26 protein-coding genes and 1 tRNA gene are annotated in these 26,005 nt (G+C 45.6%); 9 read left to right on the top strand and 18 right to left on the bottom strand.

What is annotated here, in order from left to right; genetic code table 11:
* Nucleotides 1-601: 601 nt before the first annotated feature.
* Nucleotides 602-736 (bottom strand): hypothetical protein, encoded by a 135-nt coding sequence (locus QZW47_RS24545; protein WP_293132940.1) that lies wholly within the window; start codon nt 734-736, stop codon nt 602-604.
* Between the two features lie 243 nt (nt 737-979).
* Here QZW47_RS24545 and arfB point away from each other — a divergent pair, with 243 nt between their 5' ends.
* Nucleotides 980-1,393, top strand: a complete 414-nt coding sequence (gene arfB, locus QZW47_RS24540; RefSeq protein ID WP_293132937.1) for an alternative ribosome rescue aminoacyl-tRNA hydrolase ArfB — start codon at nt 980-982, stop codon at nt 1,391-1,393.
* A 100-nt stretch (nt 1,394-1,493) separates the two neighbouring features.
* Here arfB and QZW47_RS24535 read toward each other — a convergent pair whose 3' ends face one another.
* From QZW47_RS24535 to QZW47_RS24510, 6 genes are all read right to left on the bottom strand, one after another.
* Nucleotides 1,494-1,763 (bottom strand): helix-turn-helix transcriptional regulator, encoded by a 270-nt coding sequence (locus QZW47_RS24535; protein WP_293132934.1) that lies wholly within the window; start codon nt 1,761-1,763, stop codon nt 1,494-1,496.
* A 236-nt stretch (nt 1,764-1,999) separates the two neighbouring features.
* Nucleotides 2,000-2,281 carry a helix-turn-helix transcriptional regulator gene (locus tag QZW47_RS24530; protein ID WP_293132931.1) on the bottom strand — a complete coding sequence of 94 codons (282 nt, stop codon included), beginning with the start codon at nt 2,279-2,281 and terminating at the stop codon, nt 2,000-2,002.
* Between the two features lie 233 nt (nt 2,282-2,514).
* Complete coding sequence (locus QZW47_RS24525; RefSeq protein WP_293132928.1) at nt 2,515-3,147, bottom strand: helix-turn-helix transcriptional regulator; 633 nt, start codon at nt 3,145-3,147, stop codon at nt 2,515-2,517.
* 198 nt (nt 3,148-3,345) lie between these two features.
* On the bottom strand, nt 3,346-3,627 hold the full coding sequence (locus QZW47_RS24520) for a helix-turn-helix transcriptional regulator (protein ID WP_293132925.1): 282 nt from the start codon (nt 3,625-3,627) through the stop codon (nt 3,346-3,348).
* A 310-nt stretch (nt 3,628-3,937) separates the two neighbouring features.
* A complete protein-coding gene (locus tag QZW47_RS24515) occupies nt 3,938-4,210 on the bottom strand; it encodes a helix-turn-helix transcriptional regulator (protein WP_293132922.1) in 273 nt (90 codons plus the stop codon).
* A gap of 160 nt (nt 4,211-4,370) precedes the next feature.
* Complete coding sequence (locus QZW47_RS24510) at nt 4,371-4,613, bottom strand: helix-turn-helix transcriptional regulator (RefSeq protein WP_293132919.1); 243 nt, start codon at nt 4,611-4,613, stop codon at nt 4,371-4,373.
* A 166-nt stretch (nt 4,614-4,779) separates the two neighbouring features.
* On the opposite strand from QZW47_RS24510, the gene QZW47_RS24505 reads away from it, so the two are divergent.
* From QZW47_RS24505 to QZW47_RS24495, 3 genes are all read left to right on the top strand, one after another.
* Nucleotides 4,780-5,886 (top strand): hypothetical protein, encoded by a 1,107-nt coding sequence (locus QZW47_RS24505; protein WP_293132916.1) that lies wholly within the window; start codon nt 4,780-4,782, stop codon nt 5,884-5,886.
* Nucleotides 5,828-6,055, top strand: a complete 228-nt coding sequence (locus tag QZW47_RS24500) for a hypothetical protein (RefSeq protein WP_293132913.1) — start codon at nt 5,828-5,830, stop codon at nt 6,053-6,055. Before QZW47_RS24505 ends, QZW47_RS24500 begins: the two co-directional genes overlap by 59 nt.
* Before the next feature lie 308 nt (nt 6,056-6,363).
* The gene (locus tag QZW47_RS24495) at nt 6,364-6,573 is read left to right on the top strand and encodes a hypothetical protein (protein WP_293132910.1); all 210 of its coding nucleotides are present in this window, start codon (nt 6,364-6,366) and stop codon (nt 6,571-6,573) included.
* Nucleotides 6,574-6,647: 74 nt separating this feature from the next.
* Here QZW47_RS24495 and QZW47_RS24490 read toward each other — a convergent pair whose 3' ends face one another.
* On the bottom strand, nt 6,648-10,523 hold the full coding sequence (locus QZW47_RS24490; RefSeq protein WP_293132907.1) for a zinc-ribbon domain-containing protein: 3,876 nt from the start codon (nt 10,521-10,523) through the stop codon (nt 6,648-6,650).
* A gap of 19 nt (nt 10,524-10,542) precedes the next feature.
* Between QZW47_RS24490 and QZW47_RS24485 the strand changes: the two genes are divergently transcribed.
* Nucleotides 10,543-11,373 carry a restriction endonuclease gene (locus QZW47_RS24485; protein ID WP_293132904.1) on the top strand — a complete coding sequence of 277 codons (831 nt, stop codon included), beginning with the start codon at nt 10,543-10,545 and terminating at the stop codon, nt 11,371-11,373.
* Nucleotides 11,374-11,607: 234 nt separating this feature from the next.
* Here QZW47_RS24485 and QZW47_RS24480 read toward each other — a convergent pair.
* From QZW47_RS24480 to QZW47_RS24450, 7 genes are all read right to left on the bottom strand, one after another.
* A tRNA-Val gene (locus QZW47_RS24480) sits at nt 11,608-11,681 on the bottom strand.
* An 86-nt stretch (nt 11,682-11,767) separates the two neighbouring features.
* On the bottom strand, nt 11,768-13,855 hold the full coding sequence (locus tag QZW47_RS24475; protein ID WP_293132901.1) for a protein kinase: 2,088 nt from the start codon (nt 13,853-13,855) through the stop codon (nt 11,768-11,770).
* Between the two features lie 142 nt (nt 13,856-13,997).
* Nucleotides 13,998-14,444, bottom strand: coding sequence for an SRPBCC family protein (locus QZW47_RS24470; RefSeq protein WP_293132896.1), 447 nt, complete (start codon nt 14,442-14,444; stop codon nt 13,998-14,000).
* A 223-nt stretch (nt 14,445-14,667) separates the two neighbouring features.
* Nucleotides 14,668-16,119, bottom strand: a complete 1,452-nt coding sequence (zds, locus tag QZW47_RS24465) for a 9,9'-di-cis-zeta-carotene desaturase (RefSeq protein WP_293132893.1) — start codon at nt 16,117-16,119, stop codon at nt 14,668-14,670.
* Nucleotides 16,120-16,313: 194 nt separating this feature from the next.
* The gene (locus tag QZW47_RS24460; RefSeq protein ID WP_293132890.1) at nt 16,314-16,553 is read right to left on the bottom strand and encodes a type II toxin-antitoxin system PemK/MazF family toxin; all 240 of its coding nucleotides are present in this window, start codon (nt 16,551-16,553) and stop codon (nt 16,314-16,316) included.
* A complete protein-coding gene (locus QZW47_RS24455; RefSeq protein WP_293132887.1) occupies nt 16,543-16,797 on the bottom strand; it encodes a hypothetical protein in 255 nt (84 codons plus the stop codon). Before QZW47_RS24455 ends, QZW47_RS24460 begins: the two co-directional genes overlap by 11 nt.
* A gap of 186 nt (nt 16,798-16,983) precedes the next feature.
* Nucleotides 16,984-18,630 carry a hypothetical protein gene (locus tag QZW47_RS24450; RefSeq protein ID WP_293132885.1) on the bottom strand — a complete coding sequence of 549 codons (1,647 nt, stop codon included), beginning with the start codon at nt 18,628-18,630 and terminating at the stop codon, nt 16,984-16,986.
* Nucleotides 18,631-19,019: 389 nt separating this feature from the next.
* Between QZW47_RS24450 and QZW47_RS24445 the strand changes: the two genes are divergently transcribed.
* From QZW47_RS24445 to QZW47_RS24435, 3 genes are all read left to right on the top strand, one after another.
* On the top strand, nt 19,020-19,373 hold the full coding sequence (locus tag QZW47_RS24445; RefSeq protein ID WP_293132882.1) for an iron-sulfur cluster assembly accessory protein: 354 nt from the start codon (nt 19,020-19,022) through the stop codon (nt 19,371-19,373).
* Between the two features lie 179 nt (nt 19,374-19,552).
* Nucleotides 19,553-19,969 (top strand): tetratricopeptide repeat protein, encoded by a 417-nt coding sequence (locus QZW47_RS24440; RefSeq protein WP_293132879.1) that lies wholly within the window; start codon nt 19,553-19,555, stop codon nt 19,967-19,969.
* Between the two features lie 196 nt (nt 19,970-20,165).
* Nucleotides 20,166-20,363: a hypothetical protein gene (locus tag QZW47_RS24435; RefSeq protein WP_293132876.1), complete on the top strand. Its 198-nt coding sequence runs from the start codon at nt 20,166-20,168 to the stop codon at nt 20,361-20,363.
* 279 nt (nt 20,364-20,642) lie between these two features.
* On the opposite strand, the gene QZW47_RS24430 is transcribed toward QZW47_RS24435, so the two are convergent.
* From QZW47_RS24430 to QZW47_RS24420, 3 genes are all read right to left on the bottom strand, one after another.
* Nucleotides 20,643-22,118, bottom strand: coding sequence for an IS200/IS605 family accessory protein TnpB-related protein (locus QZW47_RS24430; RefSeq protein WP_293132871.1), 1,476 nt, complete (start codon nt 22,116-22,118; stop codon nt 20,643-20,645).
* Between the two features lie 35 nt (nt 22,119-22,153).
* Nucleotides 22,154-22,753 carry an IS607 family transposase gene (locus QZW47_RS24425; protein ID WP_293132868.1) on the bottom strand — a complete coding sequence of 200 codons (600 nt, stop codon included), beginning with the start codon at nt 22,751-22,753 and terminating at the stop codon, nt 22,154-22,156.
* Nucleotides 22,754-22,924: 171 nt separating this feature from the next.
* Complete coding sequence (locus QZW47_RS24420; RefSeq protein ID WP_293132866.1) at nt 22,925-24,556, bottom strand: DUF3352 domain-containing protein; 1,632 nt, start codon at nt 24,554-24,556, stop codon at nt 22,925-22,927.
* 148 nt (nt 24,557-24,704) lie between these two features.
* On the opposite strand from QZW47_RS24420, the gene QZW47_RS24415 reads away from it, so the two are divergent.
* Nucleotides 24,705-25,655 carry a TIGR01777 family oxidoreductase gene (locus tag QZW47_RS24415; protein ID WP_293132862.1) on the top strand — a complete coding sequence of 317 codons (951 nt, stop codon included), beginning with the start codon at nt 24,705-24,707 and terminating at the stop codon, nt 25,653-25,655.
* Nucleotides 25,656-26,005 lie beyond the last annotated feature (350 nt).

Raw genomic sequence — 26,005 nt, 5'->3', positions numbered from 1 at the left:
ATTCTTTTTTCTAGGTTCAGTTATTTGTGCCTTAAGGTCGCGGTGTGAACCGCTCTCTCTCTGGCGCTTTATTAATATACTTATTTCGCCAAGGGTTGTCAAGCTTTTTGTGAAAATATTTTTGATTGTTTTTGAAACCTATACACTGTAAGGGTTTCGACCGTTGCTCCAGCCTTAGATCGACGATCGCCCACTCCTACTTATCGATTGGGCTGCTTTTTGACCGGGAAACGGGGTTTTTGCCTGCTCAGCCATCAAGTCATTGGTGTCGAGCTTAAAGATTATTGCTGGAGACGATGGCTTTAACGGATATTTACAGATATACAGATATCACGATCGCTCGATACTGCGTCTGCCACTTAAGAGCAAGCACAGATCTCTCGCCCGGAGCCTGGTTAGAAGTCATGTAAAAATAAATTGCTCAAATTGGCGACAACAGAAAGATGGGTTGCCATAACTCCTGTGGGCGTTGCTGAATCAGAATATGATTTAGGGAAAAGGCGTGCTCTTCAGGAATCTCGCCTGTGTTCACTCACATAAAGGCGTTGGATAATCGAGAGAGGAACTGAGGGCACTTGTCATGCCGTGTTGTGGGCGCAAGTCAAGGCATATTTTGAGAAATCGTCACCGCCACGACAAATAGAATCACAGTTATATCCATGGCGATCGCCTGTTCGTAGAGTGTGGTGAAGCCCAGCGCGGCTAAGACGACGTAAAAAGCGAGTGCCTCAAACAACTGTACGTCAATGGCATGGGTTTCCGAGCCAGGGAGCGGATCGCAAGCCTAGATCGCACCACGGTGATTACCTGCTGTGTCTGACAAGTCCGAGCGTTGCTCCCCGAGCTTGACTATCGGCAAAAGATTCTCCTGGTCAGCGTTTGATGATTTCTTAACCTCTAACTTCAACGCTGAGCAAGCTTATTGTATAGATAGGGTACCAAAATTTTCTCTACAGCTTGCTCGCTCTAACACTCAATCATGCTAGAAATTTCCAACACAGTATTTATTGCCGATCGCGAAATCGAGATTAGCGCCATTCGCTCCCAAGGCGCGGGCGGGCAAAATGTCAATAAGGTAGCAACCGCTATTCACCTGCGCTTTGACATCGGCGCTTCCTTATTACCCGATCGCTACAAGCAGCGTTTATTGCAACTCAACGACCAACGGATCACCTCCGAAGGGGTGATTGTCATCAAGTCTCAGGAGCACCGCAGCCAGGAACAAAACCGCGAGGAGGCTTTGAGACGGCTGCAAGAATTGATCAAAAGTGCGATCGTCATCCCAAAAAGGCGCAAACCCAGCAAAGCCACTCGCAGTTCGCAGCGCAAGCGTCTTGACAGCAAAACCAAGCGAGGCCAGATTAAGGCTCTGAGAGGGAAAATTACCGATTGAGGGCTCACTCAGGCGGCCAGGTACGTTGTTGCGCTTGGGCGCTCTTGCATATAGGAAAGAGCGCCCAAGCGCAACAACGTACTTTTTAAGTTTTTACTTATCAGTCAGGATTTGGTGGGCCTAAGTTGTTGGGTAAATCGTTAAGCGTTTTTCCGAGAGCCTGACAAAGAGCTTTCATTTGAGCAATGGTCAATTCTGGTTCGTCTAGTCCTCTTTCCCAGTTACTGATTGCTTGTTGACTTAGAGATTTTGCGCCCGTTTTGTCGGGAATTTGTTTTGCTAAGGCCGATTGCGACAAACCAACAGCCTCCCGCAAGATTTGCAGTGCTGGTATATCTTTCGACTCTTGAGTTTGTTTTTTTCTGGGCATATCAGGAAAATTTACAAGCAAACTTGTTGACAAACCAGAAGGTTACAAGTATGATTGTTTAAGTAGAGACAACAGAAAGGCGGCTCATGTAGCCGGACGGTGGAAACGCTTTGGTTTATAGCGAGCTGCCTTATTTGTAGTTTCTACTAATTATGCCTGCATAACCCAAGCGTATTTTCGGGGCTTGAGTGCATACCTCAAGCTCCTTTCCCTAGAGATTGGCGAACCTCTGCGGGTTAGTTGTCCTTGGACGACGGATCACGACTTGGCAAGTCATCGGGAATTTTAGTTACGTCTAATCCTAAAAGGTCAAACATAGTTTTTAGAGAAACTTGGTACAGGTTAGCCAGTGCAAGTATGTTTTCAGCGTTAGGTAGAGCCTTGCCTAATTCCCAGTCAGCTTGTCTTCGCTCCGAAATTCCGATTTTTTCTTTAACTTGAGGGCGTGTTAGTCCAGCTTTTTCTCTGAGTAGTCTCAAAGGAGACTTTTCCTTTTCTTGTAAATCTTCTTCTATCATAGGACGAAATATTCATGATGTAAACTTCTTGACAAGCATCTGAATAAGACGTAAACTTCATGTAGATAGGCACAACAAAGGCGACTCAGGGAGCATCCAAGGTCAAAATGCAGGTTTGAAGAACCGCCTCATTTGTAGTGTCTATCAATTATGCCTGCATACCTAAGCGTATTTTCCGGGCTTGAGTGCATACCTCAAGCTCCTTTCCCTAGAGATTGGCGAACCCCTGCGGGTTAGTTGTCCTTGGGCGACGGATCACGACTTGGCAAATCATCGGGAATTCTGGTTACGTCTAATCCTAAAAGCTCAAACATAGTTTTTAGAGAAACCTGGTGCAGGTTAGCTAGTGCAGCCACGTTTTCAACAGTTGGCATGGACTTTCCTGATTCCCAGTCAGCTTGCATCCGCTCAGAAACGCCGATATGTTGTTTGACTTGAGGGCGGGTTAGCCCAGCTTGTTCTCTGAGCAGCCTTAACCGAGATTTCTCCTTTTCTTGCGAATTTTCTTCCAGAATACATGAAGCTTCTTTCGTGATGTTGATATTCTTGACCTCAGTTGAAAGATGAAGTACACTTGACGTGAGGAAATCGTCGGGAATTTGGGCTAAGTCTAGTCCCATACATCTAGCAAGTGTTTTTAGTGGGACACCTAGCTCGCGCGCCAGAGCAATAGCGCGATCGAAGCGAGGAATGGCTTCTCCTCGTTCCCAATCGCCAATAATGCGAATTCCTACCCCCATTCGACGACTAAGTTCGGGTTGGGTCAAATTTGCACTTTCTCTCAGGTTTTTCAAGGTTATCGTTTCTCGATCTTCAGCTTCCATCAAATTATAGCAGTTAGTTGCTAGCAAAATAGTGCTTGACAAAGTTTACGTATGGCACTAAACTGCTAGTAGATAGTCAAAACAAAGGTGGCTCAACAAGCCTCCAAGGTCAAAATGCAGGTTTGAAGAACCGCCTTATTTGTAGTGTCTATCAATTATGCCTGCATACCCAAGCGTATTTTCGGGGCTTGAGTGCATACCTCAAGCCCCTTTCCCTAGAGATTGGCGAACCCCCGCGGGTTAGTTGTCCTTGGGCGAAGGCGATCTTACCAAAGGGATATCGTCAGGGATGTTGGAGATATTGATGCCTAGCAATCTAGCAACGGTTTTGGGCGAAAGCTTTAACTCCCGGCATAGGGCGAAGAAATTATCCGCCCGTGGCATTTTCCGACAATTAACCCAGGAATTCACCGTATTTAGAGAAACTCCTAGGTTTCGGGCTAGTTGTTCCTGAGTAGCTTCAGCCAATTGGATAGCTTCTTGAATAGTTTCTGGTTTGAGATAGTCTATATCTTGATTCATTTAAACTAAAGTTATACAATTTTAGTTGACAAATTATGATTATCCAACTAAAGTTGTAAGTGACGGACATGACAGAAGGCGGCCGGCGAGCCTCCAAGGTCAAAACGTGCAGGTTTGATAACCGCCTTACTTGTGCTGTCTATCAATTGTGCTTGCATACCCAAGCGTGTTTTTGGGGTTTGAGTGCATACCTTAAGCCCCTTTCTTTCAACACCGAAGAGGTGAGGCGATGTAAAAGGTCGATCGACCCTAAAGCACAACCCAACTCAGAATTGTATCAAATATCTCGCCCAAAACTTCGCTCTGTTTGTTAGCTGTCCCTCGGCGGCACGTAATCATCAACAAGTCCTGACACATCTAGCCCGATCGAGTGACAGAACTGTTTCAAGCTAATATTTAGGGCTGTACAGATGGCTATTGCAGTATCAACTCTAGGTTTTTGTTTTCTTTTTTCTACGGAATACAAAGTATCTTCAGAGACTTTCCCCGTCAGTTGCAGGCTAAGCTCACGGCGACTAAAGCCCCTGTATTCTCTAATTTCCGCAAGGCTCATTTCGTATAAATCCCGTACTTCTTGATTCATTATGCAGAATATTTCGTAATTTACCATTGACAAATACAGGAATTATGACTAAACTACGATTAGTGGACATCACAAAGCGGTCGTTCGACCGGTGCAGCACAACCCAACTCAAAATTGTATCAGCAGTAATAATTTTTTAACTGTTGGTTTAATTTAATTGCTAATTGGGGCCAAAGCTCTCTGGAAGTTCATCTATTTTTTCTATTTGTAACTCCCGGCAAATTGCTTTCAACTGAAAGAGAGAAAATTTTGGTTCTGTGGCTCCAGATATCCATCTATGATACGTAGCGCGGGGAATCCCACATCTAAAAGCGAACTCATCTTGTGACAAGTTCGTTTTGTGGATTCTTAGGGCTTCCAATGGTGAATTGCCCTCCTGTCTTCGTTCTTTTCTTGATGACATTGGAACCTAAACTCAATTTGAGATGTCATGAGTGACATATTAAACTTATGTCTCATAATGAGATATCAACGACATAACACAAGCGGGTCAGTCAAGCCGAATAGTCCAAACGTCTAAGTTTGAGTAGGCGCCTTGAGGTGATGCCATGTAAAAGGTCGATCGACCGGTGCAGCACAACCCAAGGCCAAATTATATCAAATATCCGCCCAAAACATCAACTTTGCGATCGCCCAACATCCGTGGTATCGTGCCATTTCTCGACCCCTTCCCGATCATGACCACATCTACCGACAACTTTTACCTAGGCGATGTCGCCTCCAACTTTCACTTTGCAGGCCCGCTGCTAGACTTTGAAGAAGAAATCCAGAATCAATCGCCCTTTCACGATTTAAACTATCTGACAGGCGAAATTAAAAGAGGATTCCTAGACTACGTGCGTCAAGGAATCATGCTAGACGTAATCCGAAAACTGCGATTGTACAAAGACAAATTCAAAACTTTTAAAAGTTACTGCGAACAAGCTTTAGGTAGGCAGTATTTTTACTGCACGCAAATCATCAAATCTGCTGCAATTTGCCTGCGCTTAATCAAAGCCGGATTTGAGATTTTGCCAAGCTGCGTCGCTCAAGTTGTCCCCTTGTTCAAACACGCAGTCACCGACCAATACGGCGACAGTGCTTTACAGGAAAAGTGGCAAGAAGTTGTGGATGTCATCCCCAAAGAAAGGATTACCGCAATAACTATTGCCGAAACAGTTGACAACAATCCCAATCTCAGGTTAAAACAAATTCGGATCAAAACCGACACCTACGCCCTGTTAACCAAAAAAGCAGCCGCTGCGGGAATGTCAATTTCGGAATTTTTGGGGAGGTTGGTTGACGAATACAACCCCAGAAATTTGGAGCAGCCGACGGAACACACTCCTGAACAGGAGGAGATTTTAGACCAATTGGACGCGGAGTTTAAGAAGCCCGCGGCGGAACAGAGTTCAAATTCTGGTGAAGACAAAGTTAAGTCTAAAGGTTTTAAAGTAAAAAATGAGCATAAAGGTGGTACAAGGGAGGTGAAGGCGAAAAGTTTGGAAGGTAAAGTAAAAGCGAAAGGCTCTGAAAGTGAAATTAAGCTGAAAAATAACCAAACAGAAATCCCAGTCGAGAAACTATCCAATTTATTGAAGGAAAAAAATCATGAAGTCATCTGCCCAAAACCCAATCATGCGTCAACTGAAACTGATGGAAGCTCAATTGACCGAGATTCAGTGCCAACTGATTAAAGCTACTGTGTTGAATTGGTGGCAAATCGTTTTGCCTGACGGACAGAAGATTGCGATCGAGCACGCGGGCGGCGGACACTGGATTTTTCGGGCTAATGGCCTTGAGAAATCGCATCCTGAAGTGCGGCTAGCGGTGTTAAGGGCGATCGCGGAAGGCTGTCGCCGATAGGTTACGGTTAAGGACACGGCGCGGTGTCGTGTCCCTACGGGGTGATGGAGTTGTCATGATTTTTTGATATTGGGACGATCGGGCGATACCTTCGGTCTGCTTCGCTTACGAGATTGGTTAGGATGGCGATCAAAATGTCCCAAGTGTGGGGCGAGGTTTAAAGTTCCCGCATTTTAGGGAGAGAATTCGTTATTACTACTTATAAATATCCGATTAAAAGTAAGCTCGAACTAGAAGCGGAGTTTAATCGCCTCGCCGAAGAATGGCGTGCAGAAACGAGGATGCTGTCATTCGTTACACAGAAGTCAATGCACGCAGCTTACCAGAGAATTATTGGTATGGGCCCGGCTGTTGTCCCGTTGATTTTGCGCGATCTCGAACAAAAACCAGATCATTGGTTTTGGGCGTTGAGGGCAATTACTGGTGAGAATCCGGTAAAAGCTGAAAAGTGCGATCGAATGAAGCTTATGACTCAAGCGTGGATACAATGGGGAAAAGAACACGGTTATGAGTGGTAGATTAGATTACCGTAAAATCTTGAGATTTCCGAATTTAGATCGTACTGAATATGAAGTCACAAGTGAAGAAACTGTTAACTCTTGATAGCACGGATATGGGTAAATTTCCACATATCCTGAATGCTGATAACGGTAAATCCCAAAGTTTCTATTTCAGTTCCTAATTGACCCCGATCACTAAACCGTGAAGTTGACTCGATAATATGCAACTGACCGTCAAGTTTAAGAGTACGATGTGCTTCTCGCAGATAGTCGGTGAAATTTGAACCCATCAAGGCAAGAGAAAAAATAGCCACATCTAGAGTTTCATCATCTAGCGGTACGTGCGCCATATCACAGGAAATAACATTATTATTAATAGCAATATGGTCAAAGCTGTAAACTGTATGTCTATCTGAAACTGCCTCAGCTAATTTTGCTTCACCGCAACCGAAATCGCCAATAGTGTAGCCACTACGTTGTTGACACCAGCGAATCATTTCCTCATAAGGAATGACAGCCCAATCTTTCCTTGAGTTTTGATATAAAGTGTGGTATTGCGCCCACTCTTCTGGATTTTCTTGTAAACGTTGGTGAGTGGTGGAACTCTGAGTTTGGTTCCAGTGGCGATTCATGGTGGAGAAGTTGCCGTAACGCGCCAGTCGTTGCTGTACTTCGGCTGGGTTAGTATCTGGAATGGGGATAATAATTTTCGGGCGGGTGATGATTTGGACTTCGCCAGATGCGAGGCGTTCTAACCAGCCGATCGTATCTTCGTAAGCTTGAGCAGACGAACGCAGGTGTCCTTCTGGTACTATGCCATCAATAGCAGCATCGGCGATCGACTTTTTGAATTTTAAGCGCTGCATTTTGGAATCACACCACGACCAGCGCTGACTGTTAACAGTTGCATAGGTCAGAGGAATCACCATTTTGACTGTATCGCGGGTTTGTCCTTGGCGGTATATCCGACCTTTAAGTTGTTCAAATTCGGCATGAGTCCAAGGTAGGACGTTGACAATTAGCTGGTTGCAAACGTGCTGTAAGCCATCTACACCAGTCCCTATGGCGCTAGAACCGATGAGAACATCAATTTTGCCGTTTAAAAAGCCTTCTAAACCGGACTTGTCTTCGCCCGTGTAGAAGCCGACTTTCCAGCCATCATTTGCTAAGGCATCTCTCAATATGCGATCGATTCCCTTGATGTAATGAGTGTAAATTAGGGTTTTGGGTTGGATGTGCTGGCGAATAATGGGTAATCTGGCAACAGTGAGGATTTTTTCTAATTGCAATGGAGTACCATTTCCACCTAAAGCGCGAATTTCTTCGATGTACTCGCCACAATCTACGGGAATTTCGATTTGTTTATAATCTAGTTTATATTCTGGCATCCAGCGTATTCCCAGAGTAACGAGTCGCTGATGCAGTCTCATGCAGTTGGCAATTGTTGGGTGGATATCGAGTTCGTTGTGGGCGAATCCCGTCACCATTTCTATTAAACTTTTGCCTTCTTGGATATTGTTAATTACCGGAGTGGCTGACATTCCGATAACGTGCAAATTGGGGTTGCGTTCTGCGGTGGTGGTGATGATGGCAGTTACTAATTGTTTGCGCCGGGACATATCTTCAACTTGGCGCTGTTTGGTGTAGTGAATTTCGTCAATAACTATGAAATCAATAGATTCGTTTTCTTCTATAAATGAGCGTATCTTGTTAGCAGAGTCTGGTTGTTGGAATATCTCATAGTTCAAAATCAAATAAAGGTGGGTTTCTGGATTGATAACGGCACCTAAACCAGTCTCATCACCCAGCGCTTTTGCCCAATTGGCATTAAAAGTTTTAGTAATAACTACGCTATCGGGGAAAATCTTGAGGATGGCATTTTTCCAACCTTCGACGACGCTATTCGGACAGCAGATAAGGGTAAGATGGGCTTTAATGACGCGACTGGCGAGAACTGCGGAGAGGGTTTTACCTGCACCAGTTCCAGACCAATTACCGACTCGTTTGCGATCACGTACCCGAACGGCTATTAGTCGCTGCATCAGGTTTGGTTCTGCTAGTTCGCTGCCAATACGGAAAGCATAACCTGTGGGTATTTCGAGAGTTTTGGCGCGGTGATATTCGTCTAGGAATTCTGTTTTGACGCGATCGGCATAGGTGTCGCCTGTGTATTCTTCAGCTTGGGCTGCGGCTGTTGTTTCATCGTGAAAAACGTGCTTCCAAATCTTTGCTTTTGCCGATGCGATGAGAAATTCGACGGCTTCTTCATCGGCTGAGGATACGACGTGATGATCTAAGGATGATAGAACTTCTCGCGTTTGGACAATGGGAAGGTTAAGGTTGTCTTCTTCCGGGGAGGGTTCGATATTTTGATTAATTTGGTTGTCAAGATTATCGTCAGAGGTTATGTCTCTTTCATCAGTGATTTTATTATTTATGTTTGTTTCAAGTGATTCGATAGTTAGCTGTTTATCTTGCAGGAATTTATCAACTATCGAAGATTCACCATTGATGAATTTTTTTATTTCTTCTTTTGGGAATCGTCCAGTAGCAAGGGCTTTAACAAAGCTTTTACCTTTGCCTGTACTCTGAAGCATTCCACTCTGCTGAAATAGTAGGTAAAGTTCAGCAGCAGTAAAAGTTTCAAGGTGGTTTATTAATGTGCTAATAAAATGGCGGATCTTTTCTACTGTCCAACCTGAATTACAAAACGCACATCCTCTCCCATGAACTCTATTGGAAATCATTGCTTCCCACTCATGTTTTGAGTCTTGAGTGCATTGCCACCAAACTTTTTCTTCTGAACCTGCGATAACTGCACTTGGGGTAAGTGTCCCATTTTTGGTGGGATGCCATTGTTTAGCAATTTCAGGATAACGAGTTTCCAGACAATTAGTAACCGAGATCTTTTGCCCAGAACAACAGGGGCATCCTCTCCCTCTGATTCTATTAACAATAGAAGAATCCCACTCGTGATCGACTCCTTCTGGACAGATCCACCACGCTTTTTTTGCCGAACCTGCCACTATTTTATCTGGGGTGAGCTTACCATTTTTCGTCGGATGCCACTGTTTGGCTATCTCTGGATAAAGACTTGTTAGAGAGTTAGTGACAGATGATTTTAGACCACGACAAAAGCGGCATCCGTTTCCTCCTACTCTATTGACTATACAAGCATCCCACTCGTGATCGGGACCTTCGGGGCATTTCCACCAAGCTTTCTCGTTTGAGCCTGCTACCACTTGTTCTGGAGTCAGGCTACCATTTTTTGTGGGATGCCACTGTTTGGCTAAGTCAGGGTAAAGACTTGCTAGAGAATTCGTGACTGAAGCTTTCTGTCCAGCACAACAGCGGCATCCATTCCCTCTAACTCTACTATCAATAACAGCATCCCATTCGTGATCGGGACCTTCGGGGCATTTCCACCAAGCTTTCTTGCTTGAACCTGCTACCACTTGTTCTGGAGTCAGGCTACCATTTTTTGTGGGATGCCACTGTTGTGCTAACTCAGGGTAAAGAGTTGCTAGGGAATTAGTAACCGATACTTTTTGACCAGCACAAAATGCACATCCATTGCCTCCAACTCTACTGACTATGGCAGTTTCCCATTCGTGATCGGGACCTTCGGGGCATTTCCACCAAGCTTTCTTGCCTGAACCTGCTACCACTTGCTCTGGAGTCAGGCTACCGTTTTTTGTCGGATGCCACTGTTTGGCTATCTCAGGAGCAATAGTGACCAGGGAATTAGTCACCGATACTCTTTGCCCAGCACAATAGGGACATCCATCCCCTCTTTTGACTCTTTTCTCAATAGAAGCTGGCCATTCGTGGTCAGGCCCATTAGAACATTTCCACCAAGCTTTATTTGCTGAGCCTGCTGCAACTTGTTCTGGAGTCAGGCTACCATTTTTTGTGGGATGCCACTGCGCGGCTAGTTGAGGGCTTATAATTGATAGAGTCTTTTTCATATTCAAGATGGAGATATGTATGGATTGGAAAACTTACGAAGAAACGGTAAAGAATATATACGAAGTGTTGGGTGCTAGCAAAGGAGTTAAGATTGAATGTTATGGCAACTCTTGTAAATGTACTGACCAATCAGAAGTCAAGCATCAAATCGACGTACTGACTGTTCACACTGACGGAATTCATAACTATAAAACATCTATAGAATGTAAATATTGGAATAAAAAAATTAATAAGGATATAGTCATGAAGACTTTGGGGATTCGTCAAGATTGTAATTTGCAGAAAGCAATTATCGTTTCCAAGATGGGCTTTACTCCTGATGCCATAAAATTTGCTAAATACTATGATATTGGGTTGGTGGAACTGAGAGAACCGTTAAAGCAAGATATAGAAAATCGGATCACCGAAGTCAATATAAATATAATTCCTGTAATATCTAATATAACTCGTCTCCAGAATATTGTCCATGAGGAAGAAGATCAAAACGATACACACTTTGAGATTAACATAAGCGATAGTTATTATTTGTTTCCTGATGGGACTCATAAAACTATTAAACATTTAGTAGAAGATTTTTTCCGGGAGATTAAGCAAGCTCAAAAAATTAATGAACTCACGGAAAAAATCGTATCATTCCCTAATGGCACTTATCTTCAATCTCCTAGTCCTGAGTTGAATATTAGAGTTAAATCTGTTCATCTTCAAGGTATTTTGGTCACAGATAGTATGGCGGAAACAGTGAAAATTAGGTGGGAGGATAGAGTCTGGCTGATTATGAAGTCTATTTTTGAAGAAAAGATGTTTACAATTTCCCGAAACGGAAATATACAAGAAATTCCGTATCTCTGACAATTAATTGAAGTCTAATCTATCACCACAGACAAATAATGTGGGGATCGACAAATGGAAATAGCGGAGTCGAATTACAACTCCTGACTTAATTAACGATTTTACGACGTTTCAGCCAATATTTTACTCATCTCAAAAGACCTGTTTTCCGTGTGAGCGAAAAATGGGGGGAAAACCTAAATCGGAGATTCAGTGAGACTGCTAAATGGCATAGCCATAAAGTTTATAAATCTATGGACACAACTGGACTCGAACCAGTGACCCCTACGATGTCAACGTAGTGCTCTAACCAACTGAGCTATGCGTCCTCACGGATTACTAACTTAGCACAACATTCGATCGCCTGTCAAGCATAAACATAAAATTTTTCCAGCAGACACCCTCAGCCACCGCCCTAATTCCCAACCCGCCAAATCTTAACAGTTCGATCGCCCGAACCGCTAGCCAAACTCCCATCAGCAGCAAACGCCACCGACAAAACCTCCCCAGCGTGGCCCGTCAGAAGTTCCAGCAAACCCCCCGTCGCCGCATCCCACAAATAAATCGAACCATCCCGACTCCCCGTCGCCAAAACCCCACCATCCCGGCTTAACGCCACACACAAAACATCCCCAGAATTGTCCCTCATACTCCGCAGCAGTGTACCTCGCCCGTCAACATCCACCCGCCACAACTTCGCCGTACCATCCCGACTCCCCGTCGCCAAAATCGATCCTTCTCCTACTCCCCCCCTTACCAAGGGGGGGCTGGGGGGGGTCAATCCATCTCCTACTCCCCCCCTTACCAAGGGGGGGCTGGGGGGGGTCAATCCATCTCCATCTCCCCCCCTTAGCAAGGGGGGGCTGGGGGGGGTTCCAGCAAACACGATCGCCCGCACCCAATCCCCGTGCTCTGCTAAAGTACAAATCGATCGACCATTGCGCCAATCCCACAACCGCAAACTCTTATCCCGACTACCACTAGCCAAAAACTCACCGCCTGGACTAAAAGCCACCGCCTCCACCCCGCCAACGTGCCCGCTTAAAGCCGACATCGGCCTACCCTTATTCAAATTCCACAATTGCACAGTCTTGTCCCGACTACCGCTAGCCAAAACTTGACCGTCGGGACTAAAAGCCACAGCATAAACCCGATCCTCATGGCCGCGCAAAGCATACCACCACTTACCCTTATTCAAATCCCAAATTTGAATCGTTTTATCCCGGCCACCGCTAGCCAAAGTCGCGCCATCAGGACTAAACGCCACACAAGTCACCCAGTCAGAATGACCAGTGAGAGTGTACCACCGCTTACCCGCGTCCAACTTCCACATCTCAATCGTCTTATCCTCACTCCCGCTAGCTAAAGTCGCACTGTCGGGACTGAAAGCTACGGATGTGACAGCCTGGGAATGCCCTACCAGAGTATGAACGCACCTCCAAGTAGGCGCGCGTGCGGGAACAACCCGCTGCATCAGTGGCACGGGTATAATTGTGCCTGCAACCGTTGGCGGGACGGCATTCTGCACCGCAGGCGCAGTCGGCGGCACCGAAATTGGTCTTGGCGCCGGAGTCGGGGGAACCTGCACAGGCGACTGCTGCGGCTGCAAATCTTGGAGAACCTCAGCTACAGATTTGTAGCGGCGACTGAGACTCGGTTCGATCATTTTGTCGAGAATTCCGCCCAATTTCGGATCGATTTCCACCTTCAAAAAATCTCGCCAAACCCAAACATCTTGATTGATATCGAACAAATCAAACGGAGATATTTGAGTTAGCAAATAAATGCAAGTTACGCCCAAACTGTACAAATCGCTGGCATAAATCGCTTGACCTCGAATTTGTTCCGGCGCGACGAATTCGGGCGAACCGATGACTGTTCCTGTTTCTCTCAAACCCTCGACAAGTTTTGCAGCGCCAAAATCTACTAAGACTAATTCCCCAGTTAAGTTTGGGTAAGTATAAATAATCGGAGTTTGAGCAATGCGGCGGCGGATAATATTGGGTGGTTTAATGTCTCGGTGAATTACACTGCGATCGTGCACAAACTGCAATACTGGCAATAAATCCTTCAGCATACCAAGAATCTGATGTTCGCTGACAGGCCCACTCCGCGCTAATTCTTGCTGTAAATTCTCGCCTTCTATAAATTCTTGCACTAAATACTGATAGCGTTCCTGCTGAAAGTGCGCCAGCAATTCGGGAATTTGCGGGTGTTTCCCCAATTCGTCCAGCCGCACGGCTTCTCGGTTGAATAATTCTGCTGCTTTTTCGGCGCTGCTGGTTCCTTGGGATAGCGGGAAAAACTGTTTAATTGCACAGCGCGGTTTTGAGGGTTTGTCTTCGTCTACTGCTAAAAAAGTGCGGCCGAAACCGCCGCGCCCGAGGGGTTTGATGGCGCGGTAACGCTCTCTGAGCAAGAGTTTTGTGCCACAATTCAGGCAGAATTGGGTACGATCGGCATTTTGCGGGTTTTGACAAGCGGGGTTTAGGCAATAACTCATAACTGAACCGGGAAGCAATCAGCAGCATATTTCTATGATACTGAAGCAAAAGGGCGATCGGCTCTGACGTTACAATTTAAAATTAAAGGACTAAAGTCCTCACTACGAACCAGTTTGTAGTGAGGACTTCAGTCCGCAGCATTTAAGATGTAGCTTTAACATTCAGAGCATACTCTTTAAACCTTTCCAAGTCAGCCTGAATAGTCGATTCAACAACTCGCCCTACAAACGAATTGTCCATCAATGTTGCCAGCCAGCCGGGAATTCCGTAAGCTACCGTTAGTTTGACAATGCTGCTGTTTTTGCGATCGTAAAATCGCACCGCACCTCGATTCGGCAAACCGTCTACCGATTCCCACTGAATAATCTGATTCGGCACTAATTTGACAATCCGAGAAAGCCAGCTAAATTGTAACCCACCTGTGGCGAGTTTCCAGCGAGACAATTCGGGATTTTCTTCGAGAACTCTAACCGAGTCTATCCACTTCATCCAGCGCGGCATTTGCTCTAAATCAGACCAAAGTTCCCACGCTAATTCGATAGGAATTGCCACTTCTACTTGTACGCTATGCTCTAACCAATCAGTCATGGGATTTTAGATTTTAGATTTTAGATTTTAGATTGAACAATTGTTTCTTCTCGTTCTTTGTCTCGTTATCAGGCTCTGCCTGGTAACGCATATAAGCGAGGCTCCGCCTCGGTTTTCAAGAGCGAATATTGGAGGCAGAGCCTCCTGCAAGGCATTTCCAGGCAGAGCCTGGAAACGAGAGAATAATGACTAATCACTCATGACAACTGTCAACTGTCAACTGTCAACTATCAACTGTCAACTGACCGTAAGCTTCGAGAATTACCTTAGCCGCTTGATGGCCGGAAAGTGTTGCACCTTCCATGCTATCAATATAGTCTTGCTGAGTGTAACTTCCTGCTAGAAAGAAATTGGCGATCGGAGTTTTTTGAGCGGGGCGAAAAACATCCATTCCCGGTGCTTCGCGATACAAAGATTGAGCCAACTTAACTACGCTGTACCAAGTCATGTTTAATTCCCGTGCAGAGGGGAATAAATCTTGAACTTGCTTGAGTACGTGTTGGGCGATCGCCTCATTGCTCTGTTTGATAAACGGATCGCCCGGTGTCAGCACCAATTGCAACAGAGAACCTTGTCCTTCTTTATAATAATCCTTGGGACTTGTCAGCGCCAAATCTGCAAAACAAGAAAAATCTGCATCTGCTGAATATAGCAAATTATCAATTCCGACAGCGTGACTTAACTGTTTGCGTTTCGCTTCATCTTCTAGTTCCGTTACCCAACCGTCGAACCGCAATTGTACTGTCGCAACTGGTACGGCATCTAACTTATAAATATTGTCAAATTCCGACCACTTGCGCCAAGCAGGCGGCAATATTTTTTGAATTCCAGGCACGTCGCAGGCGAAAACGTAGGCGTCTGCGGTAATATGTTCTTCTGTTTCGCCATTAGCTACTACCAACCCTGTCACGCGCGTTTCTGCGCCTTCTTCAAACTGAATTTCTCGGACTCGGCGCCGCGTGTAAATTTTGGTTCCTCTGCTTTCCAAATATTCGACAATTGGTTTGTGCAAATATTCGTTGGGAGAACCGGCCAGCATCCGCATCACAGAGGCTTCAGTTTTTGTGGCAAAGAATTGGAATATTGTCAACATACACCGGGCAGAAATATTTTCGGTGTCGATAAAACCTAGTGCATAGGCGATCGGGTTCCACAGTCTTTTGAGCGAGTTTTGGTTGCCACCTTGACCCCGGAACCAGTCAGCAAAGCTAACGTTATCCAACTTACGGATAGTTTTCATTGCTCCATCAAAGTCTATCAAACCACGGACGATCGGGCTTGTTCCCAGGGCGATCGAATTTTGGATTTTGTCTTGTACGGATAGCTGAGATGTAGTGAAAAACGCCTTCAATCCATGCAAAGGAGCACCAACCGGAAAGCGAAAATCCAAAGAACCAGTTTCGCCGCCTCGATTGATAAAAGTGTGAACGTGATCTTTGAGGAGTAAATCGTCAAAAGCTCCCACTTTTTTCATCAGAGCAAATAAGTTATAATAGCAGCCGAAGAAGACGTGTAAACCCATTTCCACGTGATTCCCGTCTGGATCAACCCAACTGCTGACTTTGCCGCCTACAAACGGGCGGGATTCAAAAATTTCTACTTCGTGGCCGGCATCCACTAAATCAACGGCTGTTGTCATTCCAGCCAGTCCCGCACCTGCGATCGCAACCCGCATTTTACGTAATCCTTTACACTATTTTTACAAATTGTAACAAATTTTAGTATTTCCGAAACATTCAAAGTGCGTAAATGCCGATCGCCACTTGTACCCCTCTCTGAATTCTTGCCAAAAAATCCGCACTAATTGCACCGTAAGGGCCTTGTTCCAGATAAGTCTGGCGCAAAGCAGAGACATTTTCGCAAACAGAATCAAGAATCAGCTTGCAATCCTCCCTCACCTGCTGGAATTAAGATGCGAGTAGGATTATCTACCCCTGCAAGGTTACTTGTGAAAGGAACAACAATCACAGAATCACTAAACTCGTTGCGGATGTCAGGAGAAACCACAACTACAGGTCTTTTTTTGGTATCTCCTAACTGACGCAAAGCCCTAGAAAGATAAATCTCCCCTTGTCGGGGATAAGTTGTAGTTATTGAATTAGAGTCCATCGGCGTTCCATGCTTCCTCTATCTGTTCTTCTACAAAATCAAACCACTCTTTTTCATCCTGAATATCTTCTTGACTGCGGTTTTGATAAAATTTCCGCAACTTATCTTCTATTTGCTTAGCGTACCAGAGACGGAGAGCTTGTTCGATCGCCTCCGTCCAATTATCAGTAAGCTGGTCTATTTTCTCAGCGAGTTCGGCATCAAGGGCAACTAACACTTCTCGCTTTTGAGTAGAATTTGACATAATCATTCTCCTGAATAATTAAAAAATCACGGTACACAATGCGTACCTTACATATTACTTTTACATTTTCCCTCTTTCGTGCTGTCCCAGGTCAACCGCAACGACCAGCGAGCGGGTTCAACTGTCAACTGTCAACTGTCAACCCCTCGACTCCGCTCGGGGATCTTCTGTCAACTGTCAACTCTTCTAAAACATCGGCATCAACTGAAGCGGCCCAATGCCTAAGTCTTTAGCAGATACCCAGCGCACCTCAAACAAAGCGATCATATCCTTAAACTGAGGCTGACCGCGAGAAGCACCCATCAACCCTTTAGCAATCACCAAACCGCACCAACCGTTCGTTGATTTACAGCGGCGCTCCCACTTTTTGCGAGCTTCCTGATGCACCGGATCGTCTTCATTAAACTCGCCAAACAAATAGAGTTCGCCATTTTTAGCTTGCAAAATACCCAAATCGTATTGCTCGTCTTGAAAAGGATCTTCGCCCGGATTAAAGCAAATTGCCTTCACTCCTCCGGCTTCTTTCAAATCCTGAATCATAGTTTTCGCTTTGGGATGAGAAGTTTGAATCATCACTACTGGCAAACCGTCTCCCTCGGCATTAATATGAACTTCTGCACCTTGGTGAAACTGGGCAGTTGCGCGCAGAAAGTCCACCGTTTCCCAAGGTATGACGCCGAGACTCAAAAATGAATTCGGCGGCACCAAATCGTCCCGCAGCAGCGGCATTTCAAATTCATCCTCATCATCCTCATCATCGTCATCACCGAGCATCTCTAATAGTTCGTCTGACACTTCCGGCATGGTCGAAACTTTAACGGATATTTGTTGAATTTCTCCGTCAGACTGCGGAACTGGGATGCGGTAGCGGCTGTTGAGAGTGGGAAATATTTCTGCTCCCAATTTGCGGCGGCTGTTGCGAAAAAAGCGGTGAAATGCTTCTAGAGCAACTAACACAGTCAGGGCTTCTTCTTCGTAAAGAATCGATCGCAATCCTTCTAAGGGATGCAGGTTGCCAAAATTCGGTTCAATTTCCGATGGAGGCAAATCAGCTAAATCAATTTGGTCTTCTTCGTCATCCTCATCAAAATCGCCCGCACTTTCAAAAGTGAGAAACAAACAGTCCTGTCCTAAAAAAGCCTGTTCTAAATCTTGAAAAGAGTCATCATTAACGACTCGCTCTCGAAACCGTTTCAAGGATTCTAGAGAGCGGTATAACAAAACTCCGTAATCCATTCTGCCTTGACCCAATACGGACACGTAGAGGCTGGCAACATCCCACTGATTGATTTCAATAGATATAATTTGGTGTTCGCTCAAAGTCCGCCACGGAGCATCGTGCCAAATTTGAGCGGCTTTTTCCATTAACACTTCGGCGTACTGAGGCGGCAACTCGGGAGGCCTGTTGACAGCTACCTCTTGCATTCCCCGAAATATTTCGTCAATTAGGGGCAATTCGGGTACGTAGTCAATGGAAATACCTAAATCTTGAAGCACGCCCCGCAGGTAAAATTGAATTTCTCGGTTTTTGACGACGATTTTTTGGGGGCGGACTGAGGGAGCCGGACTTTGGGGATGTTCCATTGCCCGCAGCAGAGCTCGGACGATCGCCTCTGGGCCGGCATCTGGCCCTACCACGTCCATAGCCCTCACGACGCCTTCAGAGCCGTCCACCCAGAGAATACACTCACCATCAGCTTCCGGATCGTCGTCGTCCTCTAGGATCATGTGCGAGTCAGCATTCGATAACGGTCGGCGGTCGCCCTCCCACACGCTGGGAATTTGAGGTAAGTTTTGTAGCCGACGAAGAGTAGAGCGATTCAGCGCTGCCATAGAGTAAGCCCGTTGGGTGAAGCATTGTTGCGGTGCCCGTAGCCGGTCAACCGCTGCTTCTCAATCATAAACCCTGTAGGGGGATAGGACATCGAGCTGGGAAGGCGCTGTGGGAATTAAAAAAATTTTAAAACTAAAAATTATACCTTCAACGGACAGTTGACAGTTGACAGTTGACAGTTGACAGTTGACTCCGAAAGCAGTTGACTGACTCTTGACCAATGACTAATGACTCTTGACCAATGACCTGTTTGACCTGTTTGACCAATGACTAATGACTCTTGACCAATGACTAATGACGAATGACTAATGACTTCCTTCTGCCCTGTACAATGGAGGAATAAGATTAAACTCAAGCGCATTGCACAGTCTTAGGAGTTCGGCAAATTATGACTCAAGCGATTTCACAACAGCGGGGCATTCAAATGACGGACTCTGCTGTTCGTCAAGTTTTAGCTCTTCGGGAAAAACAAGGTAAAGACCTCTGCTTGCGAGTAGGGGTGCGCCAGGGCGGCTGTTCTGGTATGTCTTACGTGATGGATTTCGCAGATCCCAGCACTGTGAAACCCGACGATGAGGTGTTCGACTACGAGGGTTTTCAGGTAGTTTGCGATCGCAAAAGCATTCTTTATCTCTACGGCTTGGTGCTCGACTTCAGCGACGCGATGATCGGTGGCGGTTTTAAGTTCACTAACCCCAACGCTACTCAAACTTGTGGCTGCGGCAGTTCTTTTTCTGCTTAAATGGGAAAATTGCTTGGAGCGCGGGTAATGGGGCATGGGTAATTGGTCTCAAGTTCAGGGCTAAAAGTTCGCCGACAATAGCGCGCGCGATCGACCACTAGCCTCTGATTGACTTCTTTTGTCCCCCACCCGCTGCTTTCAAGCAACCTCAAATCGAAAAATGGAAAATCCCAAATCGCATGACGCCAGAAGAATTGTTTAAAGAAGGTTTCGATCGCTACCAAGCTGGCGAAGCCCCTGCTAATCTCATCCCCGTGTTCAAAGAAGTGTGCGAAAAAGCCCCAAAAAATGGCAATGCCTGGGCTAGCCTCGCGTGGCTCTACCTGTTGGAAAATAAGCCCGCACCAGCTCAAAAAGCAGCGAAAACCGCCGTCAAATTGAACCCTCACGACCCCCAAGCTCGCATCAACCTAGCAGTCGCCATCCTCGACCTCAAAGAAAAAGGCGTGCGCCCCCACGTAGAAATCGCTCAGCAAATCCTGATGGCTTCCGAAGAGTTGCTGGAGGAAGTTAAGAAAAATTTTGAAGAAGGGTTAAGCCGGAAACCCGACTGGAAGAGTCTCGCCCGGGTCAAACAGTGGATTTTTGAGGCATAACCAGGCAAAAAAGTCGATCGGTGGTTGGGGATCGACGAAATCTGGTTTGCGGTTTATTACGATCTCGTAATAAATCAATAAATAACTTTATGGAAAACTCAGCAAGTCAGTGCTAGTATTTGAAGACTTAGACGATTTGCCAATCCGCTCAGCGGTTTTCAGAATTCACTACCATAATACTAGGAGTTGTAAGGACATGAGCACTGACAGCCACGTTAACATCAAACCAGCAACCCGCAACCACAAAGGTTTCTTTATTCAGCCTGCTTCTTACAAGTTGATGAGCATTGATAAATCCGGCTGGGCATTGATTTGCATGGATAAAGCAGTTTGTCATTATGTAGATCCTGATGACTTGCAATTGCCGAATAAGTCAGGAACATCTGAAGGTTAACCCTGAAGTTTTGAGAGACATTAAAATGCTTTATAGAAGTAGCTGCCCTCGATTGAGAGGCAGCATCTTTTTTTTTAGTCATTAGTCATTGGTCAAGAGTCATTGGTCATTGGTCATTAGTCATTGGTCATCTCGCCAGAAGAGCGAAGTCGAAGCGTGGTCATTAGTCAACTGTCATTAGTCAACTGTCATTAGTCAACTGTCATTGGTCAACCGCTTCTAAAAACTTAGGTAAACCTAGGTATAAACTTCTGCGGTGTAAGTTTAAGCAAATCTTCTCTAGTGCGCGAACGCTTCCCTTCCACTAAGCTCAGGGTTGACCAGAAAACTCCAGTTAGAAACGATATAATAATCGTGCCTACGATTCACCATACCGGATTGCTTGGTCTTTCTATTTAATTCGGCCCATTGACTCCATACGTGCTTGTCCGAGTTCACCTCGACATAGGCGGTTATGGAGTCTGGGAGTTTTTCACTAAGTCTCATGCCTCTACGAGCAATCACTAAAGCAGCGCTTTCATCGCTAGCAAGCCCGTACATCTTAAGGTATTTAAATAAACCAATAATGCTTGTAAATGCGGGATTGACTGTAATCAATTCAATTCCACGATTGGCAAGAATAGCATTTAGTTGTTTATAAAATTCGTTGTATGCCCAGCTTGAGAGCATTCTGGCATATTTGCGACTCTTTTCACCCAGGCGCTGCTTTTTATCTGAGAAGTCTAATTCCTCGCAAACAATCGGGCATTGATAGAGTAGAGCTAACGTCACCAACTGAAGACAAGCATCAACAATTTGAGCTTGCTGTGCACCATTGGGTAAACCCATTTGTAAGGCAATTTGACATGAGGATTTTAAATTGCCATCGATGTCAATACAAGCCCAACCAATTGAGCCGGGGTTCATGTCAATCCCAATACAACCATAAGCTCGATCAAAAGACTGGGACTCAACAGGGCTTGGTGTAAAAGATACCGCTACTTTCCATTTATGATCTTTCTTGAATAGATGCCAAGTCTTGGCACCGCAGGTCGGTAGTCGATTAATATTTCGGTCAAAATTGCCAATTTCGGCTGAGACATTTTTGCCGAAACTTTCTTCAAGACAAGCAGGGGTTCTAATCTTTAAGGTAGAACCGTTCCATTGCGCGATACCATTCCCTAGCGTTTCGTCCTTAGAACCCACAAGAAAGATTTGATTGTGAGGTACGAATACTTTGATTGGTGCTACCTTCAAAATAGCCAGCTTGTTCTGAATCAAGAAAAGCTTGCGCTTTTTGTTGTGAATCTGAAACCGTAAGTTTTGCCAATTAGTTCCCTTGTGCTTGAGCGAACAAGACAAAGGGAAATTGCAGCCTACTGTGCTGCCCGGCCAATTCTTTTTGGAGTAAAACTTGTTTGCTGTTTTAAGCTTTTTCTCCGCCTTCGGCAGCCAAACTTCAATCGACTTTGTTTTGCCAGTTAATGTCTTGATATGCAACGAACGATGCTGTTTAGCGCTGTCAACTTTACCCTTGGAATAAGAGATAATGCCATTTGCGTGACGCTTATTGATAGAGTAGGTTGCCTGAAGGTATGTATTCCATTTCGACTTGTTAAATTCGGAACAAGCCAACAACTGATTAACCGTTTCAGTCGCAGCAAGCCTAAAAACAGGGGCGAATGCAGTTAAAAACATCTCCATCTGACTGAATCCCAAAGCGTTTAGTTCCGACTCTGGAGTGGGCAGTCCTTTGACGTAGGTTAGGGATGGCATTGATTCGACCTTCAATGTCGTTATACCTGTAGATCTTACAGGTTTTGTACAGATTTTGCAAGATTATTCAAAAGTTTTTTATTTTTGCTTGAGCGTGACCCGTAAAGTCTAGCCGAAAATACGGTGATGATTTCCAGTACGTCCGAGGCTAAGTCTTCCTCAAAGGTTGCATCTTCCTTTTTGTTCAAGATGACCACTTCAACACCATGATGTTCGCACACAGCAAAGATCAGTTCAGATCCAAACCTTAGAAGTCTGTCCTTGTGGGAAATAACTAATCGGGCAACTTCACCGTCCAGTAGGGCATTAATCAACTTTTGAAGTCCCTTTTTCCTGTAGTTCATCCCGGAACCTAAATCCCTGATCACTTCAAAATCCCAACCTTGAGACAGACAGTAAGCTGACAGTACAGCGTCTTGCCTGTCTAGATCGGACTTTTGGTCATGACTAGATACTCTAGCGTAAGCAATAGTCTTGCCCAACTTCTCTTCGACAAAATCGGTCAACCTATAACGCCTATGTCCACCATCGGTACGGACTGATTCAATTTTTCCGTCCTTTTCCCAACGCCTAATGGTGTCAACGCTGACTGCTTTCAGTTCCGCTAATTCCCCGATACTGATCAGTCTGTTCATGTCATACCTAGAACTCGTTCTCTAAATCATAGGTAAATCTAGGTATTTTGGCAACAGTGAGGAACCCTTATCTTTCGCTCTTCTGTCAACTGTCCCAGGTCAACTGTCAACTCTTTGACTTCGCTCTTCTGTCAACTGTCAACTGTTGTCAACTGTCAACTGAACAGTTCCCTAATTGTTAGGTTTGAAGGCAAACAGCATTTCAAGTTGAGCAGTTGTGGGTTCTGTGGAAGTTGTAGCTACGCTGACTCCTCGGAGAGAATTGAGAAATTCAGAGACGGGCGGCGAAACTAAATTTGGCTGTACTGCGAGCAAATAACGGTTAGCCCATGACATGGTTTTTTCCATATTTATATAAAAGTAACCTTGGTTGGCTTGGGGTAAAGAAGTCGCGATCGCCTGAAAACTCCGACTGCTGCTTAACGGTTCTGGCGGCGCTGTGGTGATGACATCGACTAAAGGGCCTCCGAAAGCGACAAACACAGAATTTTGATTCAGCCAGCCGTGCCCGAATAAAGTGCCTTGCTGGGGTATTTGCCATTCTGTAACTTCTTTGCCTTGGATTTGTCTGGGGGCGACGCTGACTGTAGGATTGCTTTTGGCGATCGCATCGAGTTTTTTGAGGGTGGCTTCGGCTGCGGGGCGATCGCTCGTTTCAAAAATCATCGCCGCCCCCATCCCCAACTGAGACAAAATACCTCGATCCGAACCGATCGCCCCGATCGCGAATTCCCCATTCATCCACCCAAAAACATCACGATCCGCATCTAAATCCAAGCGTTTAAAACTACTTCTCACCTGCTCAATACCCCTGTCAACTTCCGGGCTATTTTTTGCCTCTGCTGTAGCCTGCGACCAAAATTGATTAATTCCCTTACCGCCTACTAAAGCAATGGTTTCACCAGGAAATCTGGGTAACAATTTCGATGCGAATTGCGGCTTTTGCTGTGCGAATTTAGGGTCTAACTGAGCGATAGTTTTGATTCTTAAGCCTGAACTGTCCGCCCCTATTCCCGCTACTAAAGACTTGACTTGTTTGAACTGCGAAAGCACTGTTGAAGGCAAATTGAAATCATCGGGTAAATTAGCTTTCAATTGCTTCATGGCGGCTGGATAGTCAGCAATGTAAACAGTTGCGATCGGATTTTTAACGCCAGCACTCTCTGCAAAATACTTACTTGTACTCTTCTCGGTAGCAAGGGAGGGCGATCCTTTAAAAGTGTCGATCGCCAATTCCACAGGCTTTCTCAAAGGAGCCATCACTAATTGGTCGTTAAGCAAAGCCACACTGTAGCGCTTGCCGGTGGGCTCTGCAATTTCTGAAATTTTAATTCCTTGATACTCAGTTTCCTGAATAGTTGCACCGGGCTGAGATTTTAATTTATTGGCAAAATTCCAAGCGCTAATTTTATTTTTGACGCTGACTACAACCAGCAGCTTAGGAGCCTCGGTTTTGGCGCCAGCATCAGGGGGCAACAAAGCAACCATCACCCCCCCCAGCCAAGGCTTTAAATCCCTGTCAAAGTCGATTTGAGTGCCTGCCAAGCTTTGTTCTTGAAAGGCCTTCAAACCCGCACCGACCAACTTTTGAGCGCCGGGGGTGCCGAATTGCTGCAATTCTGAGAGCGCTTGGGGATTTGGGGAGATGAAGGCGGCCATCGTTGCTTCGTCGGGTACAACTTTGGCGCTGTCTTGAGGGTTGGATACTTGTTGGCTCAAACCGTGGAAGTAAAGGTACACCGCGGCGCTACCTGCTGCGATGATGGCGGCAGCAATTAGAAGCTTTGGTTTTTTTGCAGGCATTGTTTGTATTCCTCGCGTCCCCTATCAGTTTAACTAGATACACTTGGCTTGTGGGGAGGCGATCGAGGAGGCTGTGGATTTTTGTATGATTTAACACAAGTTTGGGCGATCGTGTAAACTGCTGTTCATGTCAAGTGCGGGAAGAAAGATGAAAGTAGCGATCGCGGGAGCAACAGGATTTGTCGGTAGCCGGCTGGTAGAGAAGCTGCAAGCTGCGGGACATCAAGTGGTGGTTTTGAGTAGGGATGCGGCGAAGGCTGGGCGAGTTTTTCCGGCTTCAGCTTATCCAAATTTGGAAGTTGTCGCCTACACTCCGGCGGAGTCTGGTGATTGGCTTCATTCGATCGCGGGCTGCGACGGTGTGGTTAATTTAGCTGGGGTGCCGATTGCGGAGGAAAGATGGACGGCGGCGCGCCAGCAGGCGATTCTGGATAGTCGCAAATTGACGACGGCAAAATTGGTCGAGGCGATCGTCAATGCTAATCCTAAACCATCGGTGTTTGTGAGCGCATCGGCGATCGGCTATTACGGAACCAGCGAAACCGCTGAGTTTGACGAAAACAGCCCTGCGGGAAACGATTTTTTAGCAACAGTTTGCAAAGACTGGGAAGCCGCCGCCCAACCTGCCAAAAATGCAGCAGCCCAACCTGCCAAAAATACGGGCACTCGGCTAGCAATTTTGCGACTGGGGATAGTTTTGGGAATGGGAGGCGCGCTGGCTAAAATGTTGCCACCTTTTAAACTATTTGCTGGCGGCCCCATTGGCACAGGAAAACAGTGGTTTTCTTGGGTTCACCGCGAGGATGTGGTGGATCTAATTTTGTACGCCCTGCAAAATCCGCAAGTTGAAGGCGTTTTGAATGCAACAGCGCCGAATCCGGTGCGGATGAATGAATTGTGCCAAACTTTAGGACAAGTTTTAAATCGACCTTCTTGGTTGCCAGTGCCAAGTTTTGCTTTAGAATTGCTGTTAGGAGATGGCGCTAAAGTTGTTTTGGAAGGGCAAAAAGTTTTGCCGAAACAAACTTTGGCGAGCGGTTTTCAATATCAGTATCCAACTCTGAAGTTAGCTCTGGAAGAGATTTTGACTGGTAATTAAATCCTGCGGTTTTAGAATCTAAGCGAACACGGGGGCATCGCCCATACGCTAAATCAAGGTGTACGGGGCGCATCCCTCGTTCGGCGCTCTCTGCGCTCTCTGCGCTCTCTGCGGTTCATTAAAAAAAGTCTTTTTCACAAATCATTTATGAACAACGATTTAATGGCTCAGAGATAGCCGTTGAATCACGACTAAACATCTCTCAAAAAATCCGATAATTCCTTCGCTAATAAGACCATTTTTCAAAAAAAAACATTATTCGTAGGGTGCGTCGCTATGAAAAATCCCTAAAGAAAGATCGACAATCTCAGGGCGACGCACCTTACACAATACTGGAGGAAACAAACCCA

Source organism: Microcoleus sp. bin38.metabat.b11b12b14.051 (assembly GCF_013299165.1).
Classification (GTDB): Bacteria; Cyanobacteriota; Cyanobacteriia; order Cyanobacteriales; family Microcoleaceae; genus Microcoleus.
Note: the sequence above shows the minus strand (reverse complement) of the source record. Positions and strands in the feature narration are given on the sequence as shown.